Raw genomic sequence first — 18,592 nt, 5'->3', positions numbered from 1 at the left:
CCCGTGGCTTCCCCCGTCCCCCGCTCCCCGCGGGCCCTGTCCAATGGGGTCGTTGCGGTACTGCTGCTGTTGCCGGGCCTGGGCCTACTCGGCCTGGTGTCGGTGTATCCGCTGGTCGCGTCGTTCGTGACCAGCCTGTCCAACGAGAGCCTGGTCTACCCGGGACGGACCTTCGCCGGCTGGGCCAACTACGCGGCGGTGCTCGACGGCGGATTCGTCGACACGGTCTGGACCACCCTGGTCTTCACCGCCGGCGCCACCCTCGCCCCGTTCGTGGTCGGGCTCGCCCTCGCCCTGCTGCTCGACATGCGCATCCCCGGCCGGAACACGCTGCGCGGGCTGATGCTGCTGCCCTGGGTCATCCCCGGGGTGGTCGTCTCGTTCCTCTGGTCCTGGATCTTCAACAGCAACTACGGCCTGCTCAACGAGATCCTCGGCAGTCTGGGGCTGCCGGCGGACCACTCCTGGACCGGGGACGTCTCCACCGCGATGCTGACGGTGATCATCGCCAAGACCTGGACCACGTTCCCCTGGGTCATGGTCACCCTCCTGGCGGCCCTCAAGAGCGTGCCGGTGGAGATGCTGGAGGCGGCCCAGATCGATGGCGCCAGCCGCTGGCAACGGATCTGGCGGGTCAAACTCCCGCAGGTCCGGGGGGTCATGCTCGTCGTCGCGATGCTGGAGGTCATCTACAACTTCCAGCACTTCGACATCATCTACGTCCTCACCGGCGGCGGACCGGGCAAGGCGACCTCCACCCTCGCCATCCGGATCTACGACGAGGCGTTCCGCGGCTTCGACCTGGGCCGGGCCGCCGCGCTCGGGTTCTGCGGACTCGTCCTGCTCGCCGCCCTGTTCACCGTGTACCGGTGGCTCGACCGTCGCGTGGAAGGCCAGAACGCATGAGCACCCTCCTCGACACCCCCCGATCCACGCCGGCGACCGCCCCCGTACCCACCCGGCCCGCTCGCAGGCCCCGCCGGGTACCCGACCGGGTGGGCGCCGAACGGCCCGGCATCCTCGGCTGGGCGCTGCTGGTCCTGCTGCTGGGCTTCGGGCTGTTCCCGATCTACTGGATGACCGTCACCGCGTTCACCCCGGACGCGGACGCGATCGGCGGTGACTTCCGGCTCTTCCCGGCCCGCCCGACCCTGGCCCACTTCGGCGCCTTCTTCGCCGACGCGACCCTGGTCCGGTACCTGGTCAACTCGCTCATCGTGGCCGGGGTGACCGCCCTGCTCGGGGTGGCCGCCGCGACCTACATGGCGTACTCGTTCAGCAAGTTCCGCTACCGGGGACGCGGCTCACTGATGACGATGGTCTTCGTCTCGCAGCTCTTCCCGTCGTCGCTGCTGCTGATCGCGCTCTACGTGCTGTTCCAGAACCTGGGGCTGCTCTACACCTACACCGCGCTGGTGCTGTCCTTCTCCACCTTCACGCTGCCGCTCTGCGTCTTCGTGCTGAAGGGCTTCTTCGACGCCATCCCCGACGACGTGATCGAGGCGGCCAAGATGGACGGTGCCGGCGAGTGGACCATCATCCACCGGGTCGTGCTACCGATCACCGGGCCCGGCCTGGTCGCCGCCGGACTGTTCGCGTTCATCCGGGGTTGGAACGACTTCATCTTCGCCCTCACCCTCGGCGGCCCGGACACCCAGACCCTGCCCCCCGGCCTGGTCCGCACCTACATCACCGAGGCGCAGTCGAACTGGCCCGACCTGATGGCCGCGTCGCTGATCGTCTCCGCGCCGGTGATCATCGTCTTCATCCTGCTCCAGCGGTTCCTGGTCACCGGCCTGGCCGCCGGGGCGGTCAAGGGCTGACCGGGACGCACGACATCCCCGCCGACCGGGCGGCGCACCGCATCCCGGCCACCGCCACTCCCCCACAACCCGCATCCCTTCCCCCGTTCAGGAGAAACCGATGAGCGCCACCATCAGCCGTCGTACCCTGCTGCGCGCGTTCGGCGCCAGCGCCGGTGTCGCCGCCCTGACCGCCTGCGCCTCCGAGGGCGCCGCCCCGGTGGCCGGCGACAAGGCCGCCAAAGAGATCAACTTCTACAACTGGTCGATGTCGGAGGAGGCCAACAAGCCGGCCTGGGAGAAGCTGCTCGCCGCGTACCAGTCGAAGCGGCCGGACGTGAAGATCGCCCCGGTGGTCTACCCGTGGACCGGCTTCCTGGAGCCGATGCTGCTCGCGGCGCGTAACGGGCAGACCTTCGGCGCCCTCCAGATGCCGATCGACCAGCTCACCACGTTCGCCTCGCTCGGCGTGCTGGAGGACCTCGGCGACCTGGCGAAGAAGAACGACTACACCCCGGCCACGCTGCTGATCGGCCAGGTGGACGGCAAGCAGGTCGCGCTGCCGCACTACTCCGGGGCGATCGGGCTGTTCGTCAACCAGACCTGGCTGGACCGGATCGGCGCCAAGGACGTACCGGCCACGGTCACCGAGTTCGAAGGGCTGCTCACCGAACTGAAGAAGGCCACCGGCAAGGCGCCGTACCTCGGGTCGACCAAGGACCCCGCGCTGAAGGACCTCATCCCGTGGATGTGGACCTTCGGCTCGGCGGTGTACGCCGACGGCCGGGTACAGGTCAACGACGAGGGCGGGGTCCGGGCCCTGGAGTGGTACAAGGGCCTGTTGGACAAGGGCCTCATTCTGCGCGACATCTCGCGTACCGAGTCGCGGGTCATCTTCGGCCGGGGCGACGCCGCCCTCTACGACGACGCCACCCTGGCCCGGCAGTTCCTGCTGGCGGCACCGAAGGGCAAGGAGGTCGCGGCGGTCACCCGCCCGGTCTCCCGGCCGGTGCTGACCGCCGGGGACAAGCCGCAGGCGATGTCGCACGGCCACTGCGTCGCGGTGTTCAAGGGCAAGGGCGCGGAGACCGGACGGCAGCTCGCCGAGTACCTCACCGCCGACCCGGACAGCCTGAAGACGTTCTTCGAGGGGACCAGCCTGCCACCGGCGGCCACGAAGGCGCTTCAGTCGCCGTGGTTCACCTCGGACACGTACCAGATGGACTTCGCCGAGAAGGTGACCAAAACCGCCTCCGCCGACCCGTTCTGGGTACTGCCGAACTTCGCCCAGGTGGAGAAGGTGCTCACCGATGCGATCGGGGCGGTGCTGGCCGGTCGGGAGAAGGCCAAGCCGGCGCTGGACGGGGCCGCCACCGCGATGCAGGCACTGATCAAGAAGTAGCTCCCCACTTCCCCCACTCCCCTGACCCCCCACTCCCTGACCCCCAGACCCCCGAAGGAAAACGATGAGAGGACCGAACCTGCGGCGACTCGCGGCCGGTGTGCTGGGCGCGGCGCTGCTGGGTGTCGTGGTGCCGAGCCTGGGTCCGCCCGGCGCGGCGGCCAACGAGCAGCCGGTACCGGGACGACAGCTCTTCGCCGACGACTTCAGCGCGGGCACGACCAACTGGCGGGCAATCACCGGCACGCTCACCGAGTGGCAGCCGGGCAGCGCCGAGATCGACTACCTGACCATCGACACCCGCACCCAGACATCCGGCCGGTACATCGTGCCGGCCACGGCGGTCAACCTGCCGGACCGGTACGAACTCCACACCCGGGTACGCTTCGAGAGCGCCTCGACCAGCCCGAGCGTCAACCTGCTGACCGACTTCCAGGGTGACCCGCTGGTGGCCAACCAGCAGAACCTGGCCGCGCAGATCCTCGGCCCCGGCAGCATCCAGATCTCCCGCCCGAACGGCGCCGGCTCGGTCTGCAAGGGGCCGGCACCGGTCAAGACCGGTGAGTGGCACGAACTGGTCATCCGGCGGGCCAACAGCATCTCGGTGGTGGAGGTCGACGGCCAGCGGGTGGCCGCCGTGGCGGCACCTGCCGCCGGTGGCACGCTCGCGCTCGGCGTCTACCACGCCAAGGCGTCGTTCGCCTCGGTCGTCGCGTACGAACTCGACCAGGTGCCGGCCACCCATCCGACCCAGCCGAGCGGCTGCCAGTGGACCCCGCCCGGGGCACCCGACGTGGACCAGCCGGTACTGGTCAACCAGAGCGGCTACGACGTCGACCGGCCGAAGCGGTTCACCGCACCCCGGGCCGCCGACGGTGACCCGTTCGTCATCACCGACGCGTCCGGCGCGACCCGCTTCACCGGTACGGTCACCGGCCAGGCGGGCGACTTCACCGGCTTCAAACCAACCGACACCGGCCCGTTCAGCATCCGGGTCACCGGGGCGGCCGGTACCGGTGACTCGGTGCCGTTCGGCATCGGCGCGAGCTGGACCGAGCGGGTGTCGTACGAACGCGCCATCAACTTCATGACCGACGTGCGCTGCTACTACGGCCGGTTCAGCCAGCGGGCGCACGGCGGGTCGCACCCGGACTGCCGGGCCGGCGTCGGCTGGCGGGACTCACACCAGTTCTCCTTCGAACTGTCCAGCCTGGTCGACCTCTACCTGTCCAACCCGGCCGCGTTCGACCGGATCAAGGATCCGACCGCCGTCTACGAGGGCCTGCCGGTGACCCTGCCGGCGGACACCCCGGAGATCGTCCGGCTGATCCACTGGGCGGTGGAGATCTACCTCGACGGCCAGGTGAACCACACCTTCCTCAAGGAGCAACTGGCCGCCTTCCTGTACGCCTACCCGCACCTGTCCGACCACATTCCCCGGTCGGTCTACGAGCGGGTCCGTGACCACCTCTTCCCGCTGTGGGGACAGGACGCCAAGGACCGCTTCGCCTGGCACGAGTACACCCCGCACACGGCGAACCTGTTCCAGGTCTACACCCAGGTCGGCACCGGCAAGGGCGAGTTCCCGCCCGGTCACTCGGTCTGGCCGAACCTGATGATGCACGAGGTGGCAAAGCGGGAGGGACGCGCCGACGCCGACCGCTACCTGGCCACCGCCCGGGACCAGGCCGCCTGGCTGGTGGCCAACCTCGACCTGGTTGCACCGCAGACCACCAAGGGCCAGCGGCAGGGCGAGTATCACCTGGTCACCGGACTGGTCCGGTTCGCCCTGGCGTACCCGGACCAGGCGCCGGCCGGTATCCGGCCGTTCGTGCAGGAGTGGGCCGAGGTCGCCATCGGCCGCTCGGACAACATGTGGGACTTCCGCCGGTACTCCGATACCCGGTGGACGATCCCGTCGTTCACCGGCGGTGGGGCGGCGGACCCCAACGAGACCGGTAACGTGGCCGGCTTCGCCGCACCGGCGCTGGCCGCCGCGACGCTGCTCGGCAACGGGCCGACCAGTGACCGGCTGCGGCAGATCGCCACCGCGCACGTGGACAACATCTTCGGCCGCAACCCGACCGGCCGGCACGCCACGTACCGGGCGGCGACCGCGCAGTGGGGGTTCGAGGGGGTCGAGCTGGGCTGGTTCTCCGAGTACCAGGGCGGCAACGGCAAACTCCAGGGCGCCCGTGGCGTGCTCGACGGCGGCCCGAAGAACGACCACTACCCCTACAACCCGCAGCTCGGCAACGTCGGGTGGACCGAGGGGTGGGTCACCTTCAACACCGCCTGGAACGAGTCGTTGGCCTGGCTGGCGGTGGCCAACACCACGCTGCGGGTCCGGGACCTGCACGGGCAGCCGGCCACCCGGGTACCGGCCGGGACGACGGTGTCGCTGACGCTGGAGGCGCCGCTCAACCTGGACCCGGCCGCGCTGGACAGCGCGGAGCTGCGGCTGGTGGTCAACGGCGCCGACCGGGGCACCGTGCCGGTGCGCCAGGCGGTGGAGAACACCGACGTCCTGACCGGGGTGCTGGACCTCGGTGCGCTGGGCACCAGCCCGGGTGACCGGGTCGGGGTCCGGTACGGATACGGCGATTTCACCCGGGAGGTCAGCTTCACCGTGGTGCACGGCTGCGACGGCCGGGTGGCCACCGTGGTCGGTACGGACGGCGACGACGTGCTGCGCGGTACCGCCGGCGCCGACGTCATCACCGGGCTCGGCGGGAACGACGTCCTGCTCGGCCTCGACGGCGACGACGTGATCTGCGGCGGCGCCGGGAACGACGTCGTCAACGGCAACGACGGTGACGACCGGCTCTTCGGCGGCCCCGGCATCGACGTCGTCAACGGAAACGACGGCACCAACATGGTCTACCAGGACGACCCGACCGCCGACTGACCGACGCTGTCGTCCCGGTGGGCGGGCCGCCCACCGGGACGCGTCGACCACTGTGGACCCGGCCCGGTGACCGCGCGACGGTCACCGGACCGGGTCCGACCAGCAGCGTGGTCCGTCCTGTTGCCGGACGCTCTAACCTGATCCGCAGGCCGACGACGCGCGGAGGAGCCATGCTCCGCGACAAGATCCCCGACCAACCCCGACCCACACACCAAGCACCCGCCGTCGCTTGACGACACCGATAGGGACACCCCTCGATCCACCCCCGTTTTCAGGAAATCGGGCTATCGGATCGGGGCTGACACCGCGACTACCAGGAGATCGAGTGGATCATCGAGCGTGGTCGAGGCCGATCAGGACAGAAGCGGGTGTCCGGTGTCAGTTCGGCGGGACAGTCGGCCCTCGTGTGCTGGCGCAGACGGTGCAGCTCGACAGGCGGCGAGTCAGAGGTCTGCTGCGGCTGTCGACCAACGGGTGATACCGGACCGTCACCTACCGGTTGAGCGCGGGGAACCTGTACCTCCTCGGGCTGGCCGCGGACCGTCCGCATCTGGTCCCCTGACGGCGTCCACCCCACCCACCCCGTCTGCGTCGAAGGTCACCGGCGCGTCGAAGGCCGCCCGCCGGGCGGCCCGGCGCAGCGCGACCAGCACCGCGGGGCCGACGACGGTGATCGCCACGGCGGTGGTGAGCGCCCGGCCGGTGTCCCAGCCGAAGGTGGAGGTGACGGCGGTGAAGACGGCGAACCGGTGCAGGTTCTCCCACACCGGGGCGCCCGGCAGGTAGGAGAGCTGGGTGTCCGCGCCGGTGCTGAACGGCCAGAACCACAGGTTCATCAGCAGGCCGTAGCCGTAGGCGGCGAGCATGCCGTAGCCGGCCAGCGCGGCAATCTCGGCCCGGCCCCGGAGCCGGCGCGGCAGCAGCCCGGCGCCGAGCCCGATCCAGGACGCGGCGAGCATCTGGAACGGCAGCCAGGGGCCGACACCGGCGGTGAGCAACGCGGACGCGAACAGCGATATCGAACCGAGCAGGAAACCGAAGCCCGGCCCGAAGACCCGGCCGGCGAGGACGAGCAGGAAGAAGACGGTCTCGATCCCGGCGGTACCGGCACCCAGCGGACGCAGCGCCGCGTTGACCGCCGCGAGGACACCGAGCATGGCCAGGGCCTTGCTGTCGATGCCGCCGGAGGTCAGCTCGGCCAGTACCAGGGCGACCAGCACCGGGAGCATCACCAGGAAGATCAGCGGCGCCTCGCCGGTGCGGGCCGTACCCTCCGGCCGGACCGGGGCGAACAGCGGCCAGGCGAAGGCCGCGACGGCGGCCAGCGACGCCAGGATCAGCACCAGGGCGGTACGGGGCGCCACCCGGACCGCGCTCACCCGGTCACCGCCAGCGCCCGGCGGACCTGCTCGACGGTGAGCCACGGCTGTGGCGCGAGCACCTTGGCCACCTGCGGGGCAAACGCCGGTGAGGCGAGCATGACCTCGGCGGTCGGGCCGGTCGCGACGATCTCCCCCTCGGCCAGCACGACGACCCGGTGCGCGACGGTGGCGACCAGTTCGACATCGTGGGTCGCCAGGACCACGCACCGGCCGGCGGCGGCCAGCCCGCGCACCACGGCGGCGAACTGTTCCTTGGCGTGGTAGTCCAGGCCACGGGTCGGTTCGTCGAGCAGGATCACCGGCGGGGTGGCGACGAGCTGCACGGCGAGCGCGAGGGCGAGCCGTTGCCCCTCGGACAGGTCGCGGGGGTGCCGGTCGACCGGAAGTCCGCCGGTGAGGTCGTCGAGCAGTTGCCGGCAGGTCCCGGGGGCGACGCCGGACTCCTGGTCGGCCTGGGCGCACTCGGCGGCCACGGTCTCCAGGTAGAGCAGGTCACCCGGGGTCTGCGGGACCAGGCCGACCAGCCGGCGGGCCCGTTTCGGTGGCAGGGAACCCGGATCGACGGTACCGTCCGGGCCGGCCACGGTCACCGTCCCGCCCTGCCGGGGGCCGCTGCCCTGCACCGCCCAGAGCAGTGAGGACTTGCCGGAGCCGTTCCGGCCCATCACCGCGACGATCTCCCCGGGGTGCAGGTCGAGGTCCACCCCGGCGACCGCGACGGTGCCCGGATAGCGGACGACGACGTCCCGCGCGGTGAGCACCGGCGGTCCGACCGGCGCCGGAGGCGGGACCGGGGACGGTACGCCGACGAGGCGGTCACGCAGGTCACCGGCGTGCCGGCGGGCGTCGCGTACCGACAACGGCAGCGGGGACCAACCAGCAAGGCGACCCAGCTCGACCAGGGGTGGGGCGATGTCGATGCCGGCCAGCACGTCCGCCGGGGTACCGTCGACGATCCGGCCGTCACCGGCCAGCCGGATCAGCCGGTCGGCGTACTGCACGACCCGCTCCATCCGGTGCTCGGCGACCAGCACGGTCACCCCGAGGTCGTGCACCAGCCGGGTGACCACGGACAGCACGTCCTCGGCGGCGGTCGGGTCGAGTGCGGAGGTCGGTTCGTCGAGCACCAGCACCCGGGGCTGGCAGGTGAGGACCGCGCCGATGGCGACCCGCTGCTGCTGGCCGCCGGAGAGGGTCCGCAGTGGCCGGTGCCGGAGTTCGGCGATGCCGAGCAGGTCGAGGGTCTCCTCGACCCGTTTACGCATCACCGGGGCCGGCAGGGCGAGCTGCTCCATGCCGTACGCCAGTTCCTCCTCCACGGTGTCGGTGGCGAACCCGGCCAGCGGGTCCTGCCCGACCACGCCGACCACGTCTGCCAGCTCGCGCGGCGGGTGGTGCCGGGTGTCCCGGCCGGCGACGGTCACCGTGCCGGACAGGGTGCCCCCGGTGAAGTGCGGTACCAGCCCGTTGACCGCCCGCAGCAGAGTGGACTTTCCCGCCCCGGTCCGCCCGACCACCAGGCAGAGCTCTCCCTCGTCGATCCGGAGGGTGACGTCGCGCAGCATCGGTTCGGTGCTCCCGGCGTACCGGACGCTCACCCGGTTGAACTCGATCACGGTGGACCTCCGGTGGGGACGGGTGGGCGGGGTGGCGCCCCCGGCGGCGACGGCGACGGTGGTGGTGGCGTCAACCAGGCCGGTGCCACGGCGACGGCGACCGCCGCGACGGCCAGCGGGGTCAGCCGGGGCCAGGTGGGTGGGCTGACCGGCGGGTGGAGCAGGGCCGGGTCCACGGCGACGGCGAGGACTGTCAGCCCGGCGGTCAGCACCCCGCACGCCGCCACCAGCAGTTCCGGCAGCCGCCACCGGTCCGGGCGGTACCGGCTGCGGCGGACCCGACGCCCGGCGACCAGCATGCCGACCACGGCTGCGACCAGCCCGGTGACCAGCATCGGCAGCCCGAGGTAGCCGGGGCTGGTGGCGTCGAGCAGCCCGTACGTGCCGGCGCAGACCCCGACCAGGCCGGTGAGGACCAGCCCACCGGTGAGCGCGCGCTGTCCGGCCGGCACGGCGGCGGTCCGGCCGTAACCCCGCGAGTCCATCGCTGCGGCGAGGGCGAGGGACCGGTCGAGGGCGTCGGCGAGCACCGGCAGGGCCACCCCGCGCAGCAGCCGCATACCGCGTCCGCCCGCACCGCGTAGCCGCCGGGCCCGCCGGACCCGGTGCACGCTCTCCACCAGCTGCGGCGCGACGGAGAGCGCCACCACCACGGCGGTACCCACCGCGTACAGCGCCCCGGGTACGGCCCTGAGCAGCCGCTTCGGGTTGGCCAGGGCGTTGGCGGCGCCGAGGCAGACCAGCATGGTGGCCAGCCGCAGTCCGTCGTAGAGCCCGCCGAGCACCTGCTCGACGGCGACCGGGCCGAACAGGCGGATCCCCGCCGCCCAGGCCGGCAGCGGGATCTCCGGCAGGCGCAGCAGGACGTGTTCGCCCTGACCGCCGCCGAGGACCACCCGGAACACCACCCGGGTGGCCACCACCACCGCGCCGAGCAGCAGGTACATCCGGAACGCCAGGGCCCACGGCGCGTCCCCCCGGCGGCGGGTCACCACCAGGGCGGCGGCGGCGACCAGCAGGGCCATCAGCAGCGGATTGCCCGTCCGGCTGGCGGCGGTGGCCAGGCCCAGCGCCCACCACCACCAGGCACCCGGATGCAGCGCGCGGGGCAGCCAGGCCCGGGCCACGCCGGGTATCCGGGCGAGGATGGGGGTGGCCACCTCAGCGTTCCGCGTCGACCCGCCGGCGGCGCCGCGCCACCAGCGCCCCACCGGCCACCAGCCCGGCCAGCAGCAGGATCCCGATCCAGGTACCGGTCGGGGGTCCGTCGTCAGCGGTCGGCGCGGCGACGTCGGTCAGGACCGGCTCCTCGACCGGGGTGACCGGCGCCGCCGGTCCGGTGGCGTCGGACGGGGTGACCACCGGTGCGGACGTACCGGCCGCTGACGGGAGCGGGCCGGATCCGGTCGGCGACCGGCCGGTCCCGCCGTCCGGCGACGGCACGGCCGGCGGGGCCTGCGGTGGGCGGGTCGGTCGTGGTGCCTCCGACGGGCGGGCGGGTGGCGGCGCGGTGGTGGGCGGTGGGGCGGGCCGTCTCGGCGCCACCCCGGGGCGCGGTGCGTCACCGGTGCTGCGGTTGGCGGAGAACGCCCAGCCCTCGAAGCTGCCGGCCGGTGGCCGGCGGTTGAGCACGCCCTGGCTGCTGTACGTCCAGCTACCGCCGTTCGGGGCGTGCCAGTAGGACCAGTAGGCGCTGGCTGGCGGGGTGTCCACGCACTTCTCGTTGTCGGGGCCGGGCCGGCCGTTGATGCGGCAGACGAAGCTCTCCCCCCAGCGGAGGGTCCCGGTGACGGAGAAGCCGGCGTTCCGCAGTGCCGCCAGGCCGCTGGACTGGTCACCGGCGGCACACCGGATCACGGTCCCACCGCCGAGTGTGGTGAAGTCGACCACGACGGTGACCCCGGAGGCGTCCGGGCAGTAGCCGGCGGACCCGGTTGCGGCGTACGCCGGGACGGGTAGGGCCGGCACGGTACCGCCCAGCACCGCCAGCACCAGCAGCGACCGGGAAAGGCGGATCATCCGGTCCGCCGTCGGCTGAGCACCAGCAGCACCGCGCCGCCGCCGATCAGCAGTAGAGCGACCAGGGCGTACCCGGTGATCGCCGCTCCGGTGGTGGGCAGCCGGCCGGAGCCGCCCGCCGTCGGGCCGGCCGACGGGGTGGGCGTACCGGTCGGGCCGGCCGACGGGGTGGGCGTACCGGGTCCGGCGGTGGTGGACGGCGATCCGGTGGCCGACGGAGTGGGTGACGGCGTCGGCGGGATGGACGGCGACCCGGACGGCGACGGCGACCCGGTGGGCGATCCGGTGGGTTCCGGGGACGACGGCGGGTCGAGACCGATCCGGCCCAGTGGTGTTCCGGCCAGCCCGAGCAGAGCCTGGCTGGTGGCCCGGCGCCACTGGTCGCGCCCGGTGTCGCTGATCCCGTCGGTGAGCGCGGCGGTCAGCGCCTCGGTGGAGTAGGCGACGGCACCGGCGTCGGCGCTGGCCGCACCGCCACCGGCGGTGGTCAACTGGAGGGCCACCAGGGCCCCGCCGGCCCGGTCGGCCGGGGTCCGACGGCCGGCGGCGCCGAGCGCCTGGCCGGCCAGGCCGGTGCTGTTGGCGTTGGCGCCGCTGGTCGGCCCGGAGCCGCCGAACGAGCCGTCGGCGTGCTGCTGGGCGGCCAGCCAGTCGGCGCCCCGGCGGGCGGCGTCGGCCGCCCCGACGGACCCGTCATCGGCGGCGGCGAGCAGGGCCTGCACCGCCATCGCGGTGGTGTCGACGTCGAGCGGGGCGTCGGTCTGCGCGTCGCAGGACGGCGAGGGCGCTCCGGCCACATCCGGATAGAGCCGGAACCCGCCGACCGCGCACTGCTGCCGGATGAGGAAGTCCACCGCGGTCTGCGGCACCTGGCCGGTACGGGCCAGCCCGAGGACGGCGAACGACTGGTCGAAGGTGTTGCTGGCGTCCGGGCCGGTGTCCGGTGTGGTCCGGCTGAGGATCCGACCGGCCTGGTCACCGGCCCCGGCGATCAGGTCCAGCGTCCTGGCGTGCAGGTCGTGGCCGCCGAAGTCGGTGGGGTCGGCACCGGCCACGGCGGCGGCGGCGAAGAGCAGCTTCGCGGTCGCCCCACCGTCGGTGAAGCCGGGGATGCCGTAGTCGTCGTAGGTGGTGTAGGAGGTCACGTGCGCGGCCAGCTGCGCGGCGGCGGCCTGCCGGGTCTGCCCGGCCACGTCGGCGGCGGTCAGCGCGAGCAGGCCGTCGATGGTCAGTCCCCAGTCCTGCCCGCCGAACGGGCCGGGCAGCGCACCGTCGGCGAACTCGGCGGCGAGCCAGGTCGCCGCGGCCCGGGTGGCGTCGCCCGGGGCCGGGACGGCGGTGGACGGTGTCCCGGGTGCGGTGACGGCGAACGCGGTGAGCGCGGACGCGACCGTGACCCGGACGGCGAGGCGGGTCCGCCGGATGTCGGGCATGGAGGGTGCCTTTCGCAGGAGTTCGAGGAACCGCCGGACCACACACCCGGGGTGTTTGCGCTCCAGGTGTGTGGTCCGGCGGGTACGCCGGGCAGACGCGTCCCGGTGGGCGGAGCGGGTCGGCCCCACCCACCGGGACGCCCTGGTCAGGGTGCTGGGACGCTGGGCGGGCTGCCGGCGCCGAACGCCCAGCCCTCCACCGTGCCGGGTGCCGGGTTGTAGCTGCCGGCGCTCGCCGAGCTGTACGACCAGGCGCCGCCGGCCGGCGCGTGCCAGTAGGACCAGTAGGCGCTGGCCGGCGGGGTGTTGATGCACGCCTCGGTGGCGGCGGTGGGCAGCCCGTTGATCCGGCAGACGAAGGCCAGACCCCACCGTGCGGTACCGGTGACGGTGAACCCGGCGCCGGTCAGGGCGGCGAGCCCGGTGGCCGGGTCGCCCGGGGCGCAGGCGACCTGCACCCCGGCCCCGAGGGCGGTGAAGTCGACCACGACGGTGACCCCGGACGTGCCGGTGCAGGCGGCGGCCCGCGCGGCGGGCGGGGCCGGTTCGACGACCACCAGGCCGGCGGCGACGACGACTGCGGCGAGCAGGGCGGCCAGCCGCCGGATGACGGAGATGGACATCAGGGCTCCTCGGGACCGGGGTACGGGGGCTGCGGCCGGCTGGCGGGTCGGTTGTGCTTCCCGGGCCGTCACGGGCAGACCAGCTCGGGTTCGCCCGACGCAGCACCGGCGGCGGTCAGCTGCGCGTACCCGACCCCGGCCAGACCGAGGACGGCCTGGGCGGTGGCCCGGGTGGCGGTGGCCGGGTCGAAGGTGCCACCGTCGTAGTCGACCGCGCCCCGGTCAGCCGGCGCCCCGGTGCAGCAGACCTGGAGTCCGGCCAGGAATCCCCGGGCCCGCGCCCAGGCCAGCGTCCGGCCCCCTGCGGCGAGCGCCTGGGCCGCCAGCCCGGTGCTGTTGGCGTTGGCCACGCCGCCGGAGTTGCGGAACCCGCCGTCGGTGCCCTGCACCGAGACCAGCCAGCGCAGTCCGGCGGTGGCCTCGGTCGACCGGCCGGCGGCCCGCAGCGCCTGCACCGCCAGCGCGGTGGCGTCCACGTCGGAGGCACAGACCGGCTGCTCGGGGACCACCGGGAAGCCACCGTCGGCGCACCGGATGCCGGCCAGGTAACCGGCCGCGTCCGCCGGTACGCCCGACGTGGTACGGGCCAGCGTGAGCAGCGCGAAGGACTGGCTGAAGGTGTTGCTGTAGTCGCCCCACGCGGAGCGGTCGGTGAACCGGCCGGACGGGGCCTGGAGCCCGCGCAGCCGGGCGATCAGGTCGACGCCGCCGACCGCTGTCGGGTCCGCGCCACGTACCTGGACGGCGAGGGCGAGTTTCGCGGTCGCGCCCGCGTACGCCTCGGTCACCCCGTCACCGAGGTAGCCGTCCCGGACGTCCGGCCGGGAGACCCAGGCCAGGGCACGGGCGCCGGAGTCGTCGGCCACCCCGGCGGCGGCGAACGCGAGGACCGCGTCCAGGGTGAGCCCCTGATCCGGGTAGGCGACGCCGTCGAAGACGGCCTCGAAGCGTTCCCCGTCGACGAGTTGGCGGGCCAGCCAGCCGGCGGCGGCCGCCGGACGGTCGGCGGTGGTGGAGCTGGGGGTGTTGACCGGGGCGGCCACCGCGGGGCCGGTCAGGGTGAGTGCGGCGAGGACGCCGCAGAACAGGGTGAGCAGGCGGTGCCGGCTCAGGCGGACAACCATCAGGAGCGCCTTTCCGGCCCGGTGGTCGTCAGAACCGGGCCGGCCGCGCAGGTACGCACGGGTCGGCCGGGACTCCGACCCGTGGGCCACGACGGGTGAGGGAGCGGGTCACGCGTACGGCGGGTATTCGGGCTTGTCGTCGGATGCGGACATCTCGACGACCTACCGTTGCGGGCCAGCGCCGGGCTTCGACCGGACTTCCCCCACACGCACACGCGTCTATTCGGTTGTGCCGGCCAGTCTTGCCGTAGCGTCCACGTGCTGTCAACGCACGGTGGGTGTGGCATCGGCGACTCTCGTCCGGCGTACGGGCGGTCCGGCGGGGCTGGATCTGACCGGGCACCCGACCAACCCCCGAATGCAATTGACGGTGATTGATTCCTTCTGGCGTCATCTGACAACCACCCGAGGCACCGGCCGGTATTTCCCGCGCTACCCCGCGCTCTGTAGGGATATCCACCCGCCGACCCACCCGCCACAGCCGGGCCGGCAGTCCCCAGCAACGGGAGGAAACGTGTTCCGGAGTATCACCGGGCGACGCGCCCGCCGCTCCACACTGGCCCTGCTCACCGGCACGGCACTGGCGGCGCTGCTCTCCGTCAGCTCTGCCGGCGCCGCGCCGGTGCAGGACCGGTCCGAGGTCGGGGTCAACGCCCGCACCGACGTCTACATCAAGGACGTCAGCGCCGACCTCGGCTACCAGCCGCACAGCTACAACCCGCTCTGGGCGAGCCCGGACATCAAGGTCTGCCCGACCGCCGTCGAGTGCGCGGTGAGCCAGAACCCGCGGGTCGGGGTGACGAACTACCTCTTCGTCAAGCTCCGGAACGCCGGCCCGTACGGCACCGGTACCGACAACGGCACCCTCCGGGTCTACCGCACCACTCCGGGTGGCGGGGCCAACTGGCCGGGCGCCTGGACCCAGATCGGGGCGGTCAGCGTGCCGGTCTTCGCCGGGGTCACCACGGTCACCATCCCGTGGACCGGCGTCCCCGGCCCGGGTCACTTCTGCCTGCTGGCCCGGTGGGTCTCCCCCACCGATCCGATGACCTTCGAGGGCCCGAGCATCAGCGCCAACGTCCGCTACAACAACAACATCGCCTGGCGTAACGTCGACTCGGTCTATGTCTTCGTGGGTGGCCCGATCGTCTGGCGGCCGTTCGCCATCGGCAACCCGCTGACCACTGCGGCCCGCAGCAGCCTGACGTTCCGGCAGACCGGTACCGGTTTCCAGAACGCCGGTGGCCGGCTCGTGGTGGACCTCGGCCCGACCCTGACCGAACGCTGGCTGGCCGGCGGCGCGGTCGGCAAGAGCATCCGGCGGGTCAACCAGACCCAGATCGAGATCGTCGACCCGGCCACGGCCAGCATCGACAACCTGCTGCTCAACGGCGGTGAGCGGATCGAGTTCGGGCTGAACTTCACGGCGGCGGCACTGACCACCGAGAGGGCCAGCATCGACGTGATCCAGGTTGGTCCGGACGTGACCGGCGAGGAGCGCGCGGACCTCGGTGGTGTGCAGTACGACATCACGGTGGGTCGGCAGTAACCAGACAGGACCGGTGGGGGGTGGAGGTCGCGGGCTCGTCCCGCGGCCTCCACGGCCGTTTCGCCGTACCCGCAGGGCGTCGGCCGGTGCCGGCCGGCCGGGTCAGCGGAGGCTGACCCAGGCGGTCGCCACCGCGTACCCGGTGGTCCGCGCGCAGAGCTGGACCGGGCCGGCCGGCGGTACGCCGAGCGTGAAGAAGCCGACTGGATCCACCGGAGCCTCCTCGTAGCGGCCGGTGGCGCTGCGCGCCACCACCCGGCCACCCCGGGCCGGGGAGAGCTGGCCGACGATGCCGGTTCCGGTCACCTCGATCTCGACGACCACCGGTCCGGTACGGAAGGAGAGGGTGCGCGATCCACCACCGGAGCGGACGGCACCGGCCGGCTCCACGTCGCACGCCGAGTCGAAGGTGAGTTCGGCGATCGCCAGTTCCGCGTCGATGGTGCGCCAACTGAACGCGGCCAGCGCCGCGGTCAGGAACTCCTCCCCGACCGGACCCGAATCCCGTAGTGCCGCACCCAACTCCGCCAGCAGGGCGTCGTCAGCGGCCGGCGGCCACGGCTCCATCCCGTTCACCTCCGCTCGCCCCGGTATCCGCCGCCCGGCCTCCGAACGCGACCAGCGCCGGACATCTGCGCAGTTTGTGCAGACAGCGGGCCTGCGTGGGGCCGATGCTGCCGATCGGCATGCCCATCCGTTCCCCCACCTCCCGGTAACTGGCAGGCGGGTCGGCGGCGAGCAGCGCCAGCAGTTCGCGGCAGCGCGGCGGCAGTTGCGCGAAGGCGTCCCGCAGCGCCTGCTGCCGCTCCGCCCGCAGCAGGTCCTCGTCCGGTGCCGCGGAGTCCACCAGCAGGTGCACCCCGACGTGCCCGTCGACCGACTCGTCGTACGGGTCGAAGGGCTGGGTACGCCGGCCGACGCGGAGCAGTCGGTAACATTCGCGGCGGGTCGTGGTGGCCAGCCAGGCGGCCAGGGCGTCGGACTCCCGCAACCGGGGCAGTTGCTCCACCAGCCGCAACCAGACGGTCTGGTTGACGTCGAGCGCGTCGGTGTGGTCCAGCCCGTACCGGCGGATCACCGCCAGCACCAGCGGGGTGTACCGGCGGACCAGTGCGGACCAGGCCGTTTCGTCGCCAGCTGCGGCGGCGGCGACCAGGCTGCCCACGGCGGGGTCGGTCATCGGTGCACCACCCGGTGCAGGGTCCGGGCGTTCACCCGACGAGGACGCCGTAGTCGGGGTGCCACGCGGTACCGTCGAGCAGGGCGAGCCGGGCGGTGTCGGCGTCCACCCCGGTGGCGGTCATCAGGGCGGCGAGCCGTCCGGAGACGTGGGCGGTGGCGAACGAGGTGCCGGCCCAGGCGGCGAAGCCGTGGAAGACCCGGGTCGGCTGACCGGAGAGGACCAGTTGGCCCGGGACGTACGTGCTGGTGCGCTCGCCGATCGCGCAGGCGTCCACCCAGCTGCCGTAGCTGCTGTACGGGGCGGCGACAGGGCCCGGGGAGCCGGGGCTCAGCGCGGCCACGGCGACCACCCGGTCCAGGGCGGCCGGCCAGGCCGGGCGGCTGGTGCCGGCGTTGCCGGCAGCGGCCACCACGGCCATCTGGGGCGGCAGCCCGGTCACGACGTTTACCAGGGGCAGCGGCGGCTGGTCGCCCTGGGTGAAGTAGCCCAGGGAGAGGTTGACGATGGACGTCCCCGAGCTGAGCCGGCCCAGCGCGCCGACCAGCGTCTCCTCGTCGCCGATGCCGCTGGCGTCGAGCGCCTGCTCCGGGTCGAAGCGGACCCCGGGAGCCGCCTGGCGGACCACCCCGGCGACGAACGTGCCGTGCCCGCCCTGGAGGGCCAGGATGTCCGCCCCGGTGTAGAGCGGGTCCTCGTCGTCGGTCTGCGGCAGGTAGTAGCCACCGAGCCACTGCGGGTGGAAGCCGCCGGCCGACCGCCAGATGCCGGTGTCGCAGATCCCGACGGTGACCCCGGCGCCCTCACCGGCGCGGGCCGGGTCCGGTGGCGCCAGCGCGGAGGCGACCCGGGGCGGGCTGCCCGGGTTGCCCATGATGTTGCCGAAGCCGACCACGACGTGGTGCGGCTGCACCAGCGGGACCGGCTGGCCGTTCCACTGCTGCGGGTCCCGCAGCCTGGCCACCACCGCGGGAATGTCGGTCTCGTAGGCGAAGACGAGTCGGCGGACCCCGCCGAAGCCGTTGCCCTCGCTGACGACGTGCCCGTACGACCGCAGTTTGGTGATCACCCGCGCGGTGTCGGCCGGGGCGACCAGCAGTTGCCGGGGCCGGTAGAGGAACTCCCGCCCGGCGACGGTGTGCCGGCGTACCGCCGGATGGGCGGCGAGCAGCTCGGAGAAGGCCCGGGCGTAGGCGTCGTCTGCCGACTCGGCGCCGGCCGGACGGGGTCGGGCGGCGACACCGATCGGTACGGCGGCGGCCAGGACGGACCAGGCGAGCACCTGTCGGCGGGAGAACCGGCCGGTGGGCCCGGGCACGGCGGGCTGCGCAGGCGACACCGGGCCTCCAGGGGGCGGTCGGGAGGAGCATGGTGGGCAGCCTCGGGCGGTCGTTTCGCACTTCCGACCCACCGGCCCCGACAATTATTCCAAGCAATAGTTGCCTGTCAATTAGTAGTCAGTTATCCGACCGGCATCGACATTGTCCGGTGGTGACTGGTCAGGTGGTCGCTGCGCCGGTGGGTAGCCAGGGACAGCCGGCGACGAGTTCGGTG

At 73.0% G+C, this 18,592-nt stretch carries 15 protein-coding genes and 1 riboswitch; of the genes, 5 read left to right on the top strand and 10 right to left on the bottom strand.

Features of this window, described 5'->3' with window-relative positions; genetic code table 11:
- Positions 1-3 precede the first annotated feature (3 nt).
- The 4 genes from V6U90_RS20200 (at position 4) to V6U90_RS20185 (ending at position 6,112) form a co-directional block, all read left to right on the top strand.
- Entirely contained in the window at positions 4-906 is a 903-nt protein-coding gene (locus V6U90_RS20200; RefSeq protein WP_334438763.1) for a carbohydrate ABC transporter permease, read from the top strand.
- Positions 903-1,823 (top strand): carbohydrate ABC transporter permease, encoded by a 921-nt coding sequence (locus V6U90_RS20195; RefSeq protein ID WP_334438761.1) that lies wholly within the window; start codon positions 903-905, stop codon positions 1,821-1,823. Before V6U90_RS20200 ends, V6U90_RS20195 begins: the two co-directional genes overlap by 4 nt.
- Positions 1,824-1,923: 100 nt before the next feature.
- The gene (locus V6U90_RS20190; RefSeq protein WP_334438758.1) at positions 1,924-3,204 is read left to right on the top strand and encodes an ABC transporter substrate-binding protein; all 1,281 of its coding nucleotides are present in this window, start codon (positions 1,924-1,926) and stop codon (positions 3,202-3,204) included.
- Between the two features lie 64 nt (positions 3,205-3,268).
- The gene (locus V6U90_RS20185) at positions 3,269-6,112 is read left to right on the top strand and encodes a hypothetical protein (protein WP_334438755.1); all 2,844 of its coding nucleotides are present in this window, start codon (positions 3,269-3,271) and stop codon (positions 6,110-6,112) included.
- 488 nt (positions 6,113-6,600) lie between these two features.
- Here V6U90_RS20185 and V6U90_RS20180 read toward each other — a convergent pair whose 3' ends face one another.
- The 7 genes from V6U90_RS20180 to V6U90_RS20150 all read right to left on the bottom strand — a co-directional run bounded on the left by V6U90_RS20180 (position 6,601) and on the right by V6U90_RS20150 (position 14,309).
- Entirely contained in the window at positions 6,601-7,491 is an 891-nt protein-coding gene (locus tag V6U90_RS20180; protein ID WP_334438752.1) for an ECF transporter S component, read from the bottom strand.
- Positions 7,488-9,110 carry an ABC transporter ATP-binding protein gene (locus tag V6U90_RS20175; protein ID WP_334438749.1) on the bottom strand — a complete coding sequence of 541 codons (1,623 nt, stop codon included), beginning with the start codon at positions 9,108-9,110 and terminating at the stop codon, positions 7,488-7,490. The genes V6U90_RS20180 and V6U90_RS20175 overlap by 4 nt, the downstream gene beginning before the upstream one ends.
- Positions 9,107-10,270: an energy-coupling factor transporter transmembrane protein EcfT gene (locus V6U90_RS20170; RefSeq protein WP_334438746.1), complete on the bottom strand. Its 1,164-nt coding sequence runs from the start codon at positions 10,268-10,270 to the stop codon at positions 9,107-9,109. The genes V6U90_RS20175 and V6U90_RS20170 overlap by 4 nt, the downstream gene beginning before the upstream one ends.
- Before the next feature lies 1 nt (position 10,271).
- Complete coding sequence (locus V6U90_RS20165) at positions 10,272-11,129, bottom strand: hypothetical protein (RefSeq protein ID WP_334438744.1); 858 nt, start codon at positions 11,127-11,129, stop codon at positions 10,272-10,274.
- Positions 11,126-12,562, bottom strand: a complete 1,437-nt coding sequence (locus V6U90_RS20160; RefSeq protein ID WP_334438742.1) for a prenyltransferase/squalene oxidase repeat-containing protein — start codon at positions 12,560-12,562, stop codon at positions 11,126-11,128. The genes V6U90_RS20165 and V6U90_RS20160 overlap by 4 nt, the downstream gene beginning before the upstream one ends.
- Positions 12,563-12,708: 146 nt before the next feature.
- Positions 12,709-13,185: a hypothetical protein gene (locus tag V6U90_RS20155; RefSeq protein ID WP_334438740.1), complete on the bottom strand. Its 477-nt coding sequence runs from the start codon at positions 13,183-13,185 to the stop codon at positions 12,709-12,711.
- Between the two features lie 68 nt (positions 13,186-13,253).
- Entirely contained in the window at positions 13,254-14,309 is a 1,056-nt protein-coding gene (locus V6U90_RS20150; RefSeq protein ID WP_334438737.1) for a peptidase, read from the bottom strand.
- A 101-nt stretch (positions 14,310-14,410) separates the two neighbouring features.
- Positions 14,411-14,536: riboswitch (cobalamin riboswitch) on the bottom strand.
- A 287-nt stretch (positions 14,537-14,823) separates the two neighbouring features.
- On the opposite strand from V6U90_RS20150, the gene V6U90_RS20145 reads away from it, so the two are divergent.
- Entirely contained in the window at positions 14,824-15,858 is a 1,035-nt protein-coding gene (locus tag V6U90_RS20145) for a hypothetical protein (RefSeq protein ID WP_334438734.1), read from the top strand.
- Positions 15,859-15,960: 102 nt separating this feature from the next.
- On the opposite strand, the gene V6U90_RS20140 is transcribed toward V6U90_RS20145, so the two are convergent.
- The 3 genes from V6U90_RS20140 to V6U90_RS20130 are packed head-to-tail and all read right to left on the bottom strand — an operon-like array spanning position 15,961 to position 18,377.
- On the bottom strand, positions 15,961-16,425 hold the full coding sequence (locus tag V6U90_RS20140) for a hypothetical protein (RefSeq protein ID WP_334438732.1): 465 nt from the start codon (positions 16,423-16,425) through the stop codon (positions 15,961-15,963).
- Positions 16,400-17,038: an RNA polymerase sigma factor gene (locus V6U90_RS20135; RefSeq protein ID WP_334438729.1), complete on the bottom strand. Its 639-nt coding sequence runs from the start codon at positions 17,036-17,038 to the stop codon at positions 16,400-16,402. Before V6U90_RS20135 ends, V6U90_RS20140 begins: the two co-directional genes overlap by 26 nt.
- 31 nt (positions 17,039-17,069) lie before the next feature.
- Positions 17,070-18,377 (bottom strand): S8 family peptidase, encoded by a 1,308-nt coding sequence (locus V6U90_RS20130; RefSeq protein ID WP_334438726.1) that lies wholly within the window; start codon positions 18,375-18,377, stop codon positions 17,070-17,072.
- Positions 18,378-18,592: the final 215 nt, after the last annotated feature.

This window comes from Micromonospora sp. CPCC 206060 (genome assembly GCF_036906895.1).
GTDB lineage: Bacteria > Actinomycetota > Actinomycetes > Mycobacteriales > Micromonosporaceae > Micromonospora.
The sequence above is the reverse complement of the archived record's forward strand: the minus strand, read 5'-3'. Positions and strand labels throughout refer to the sequence as shown.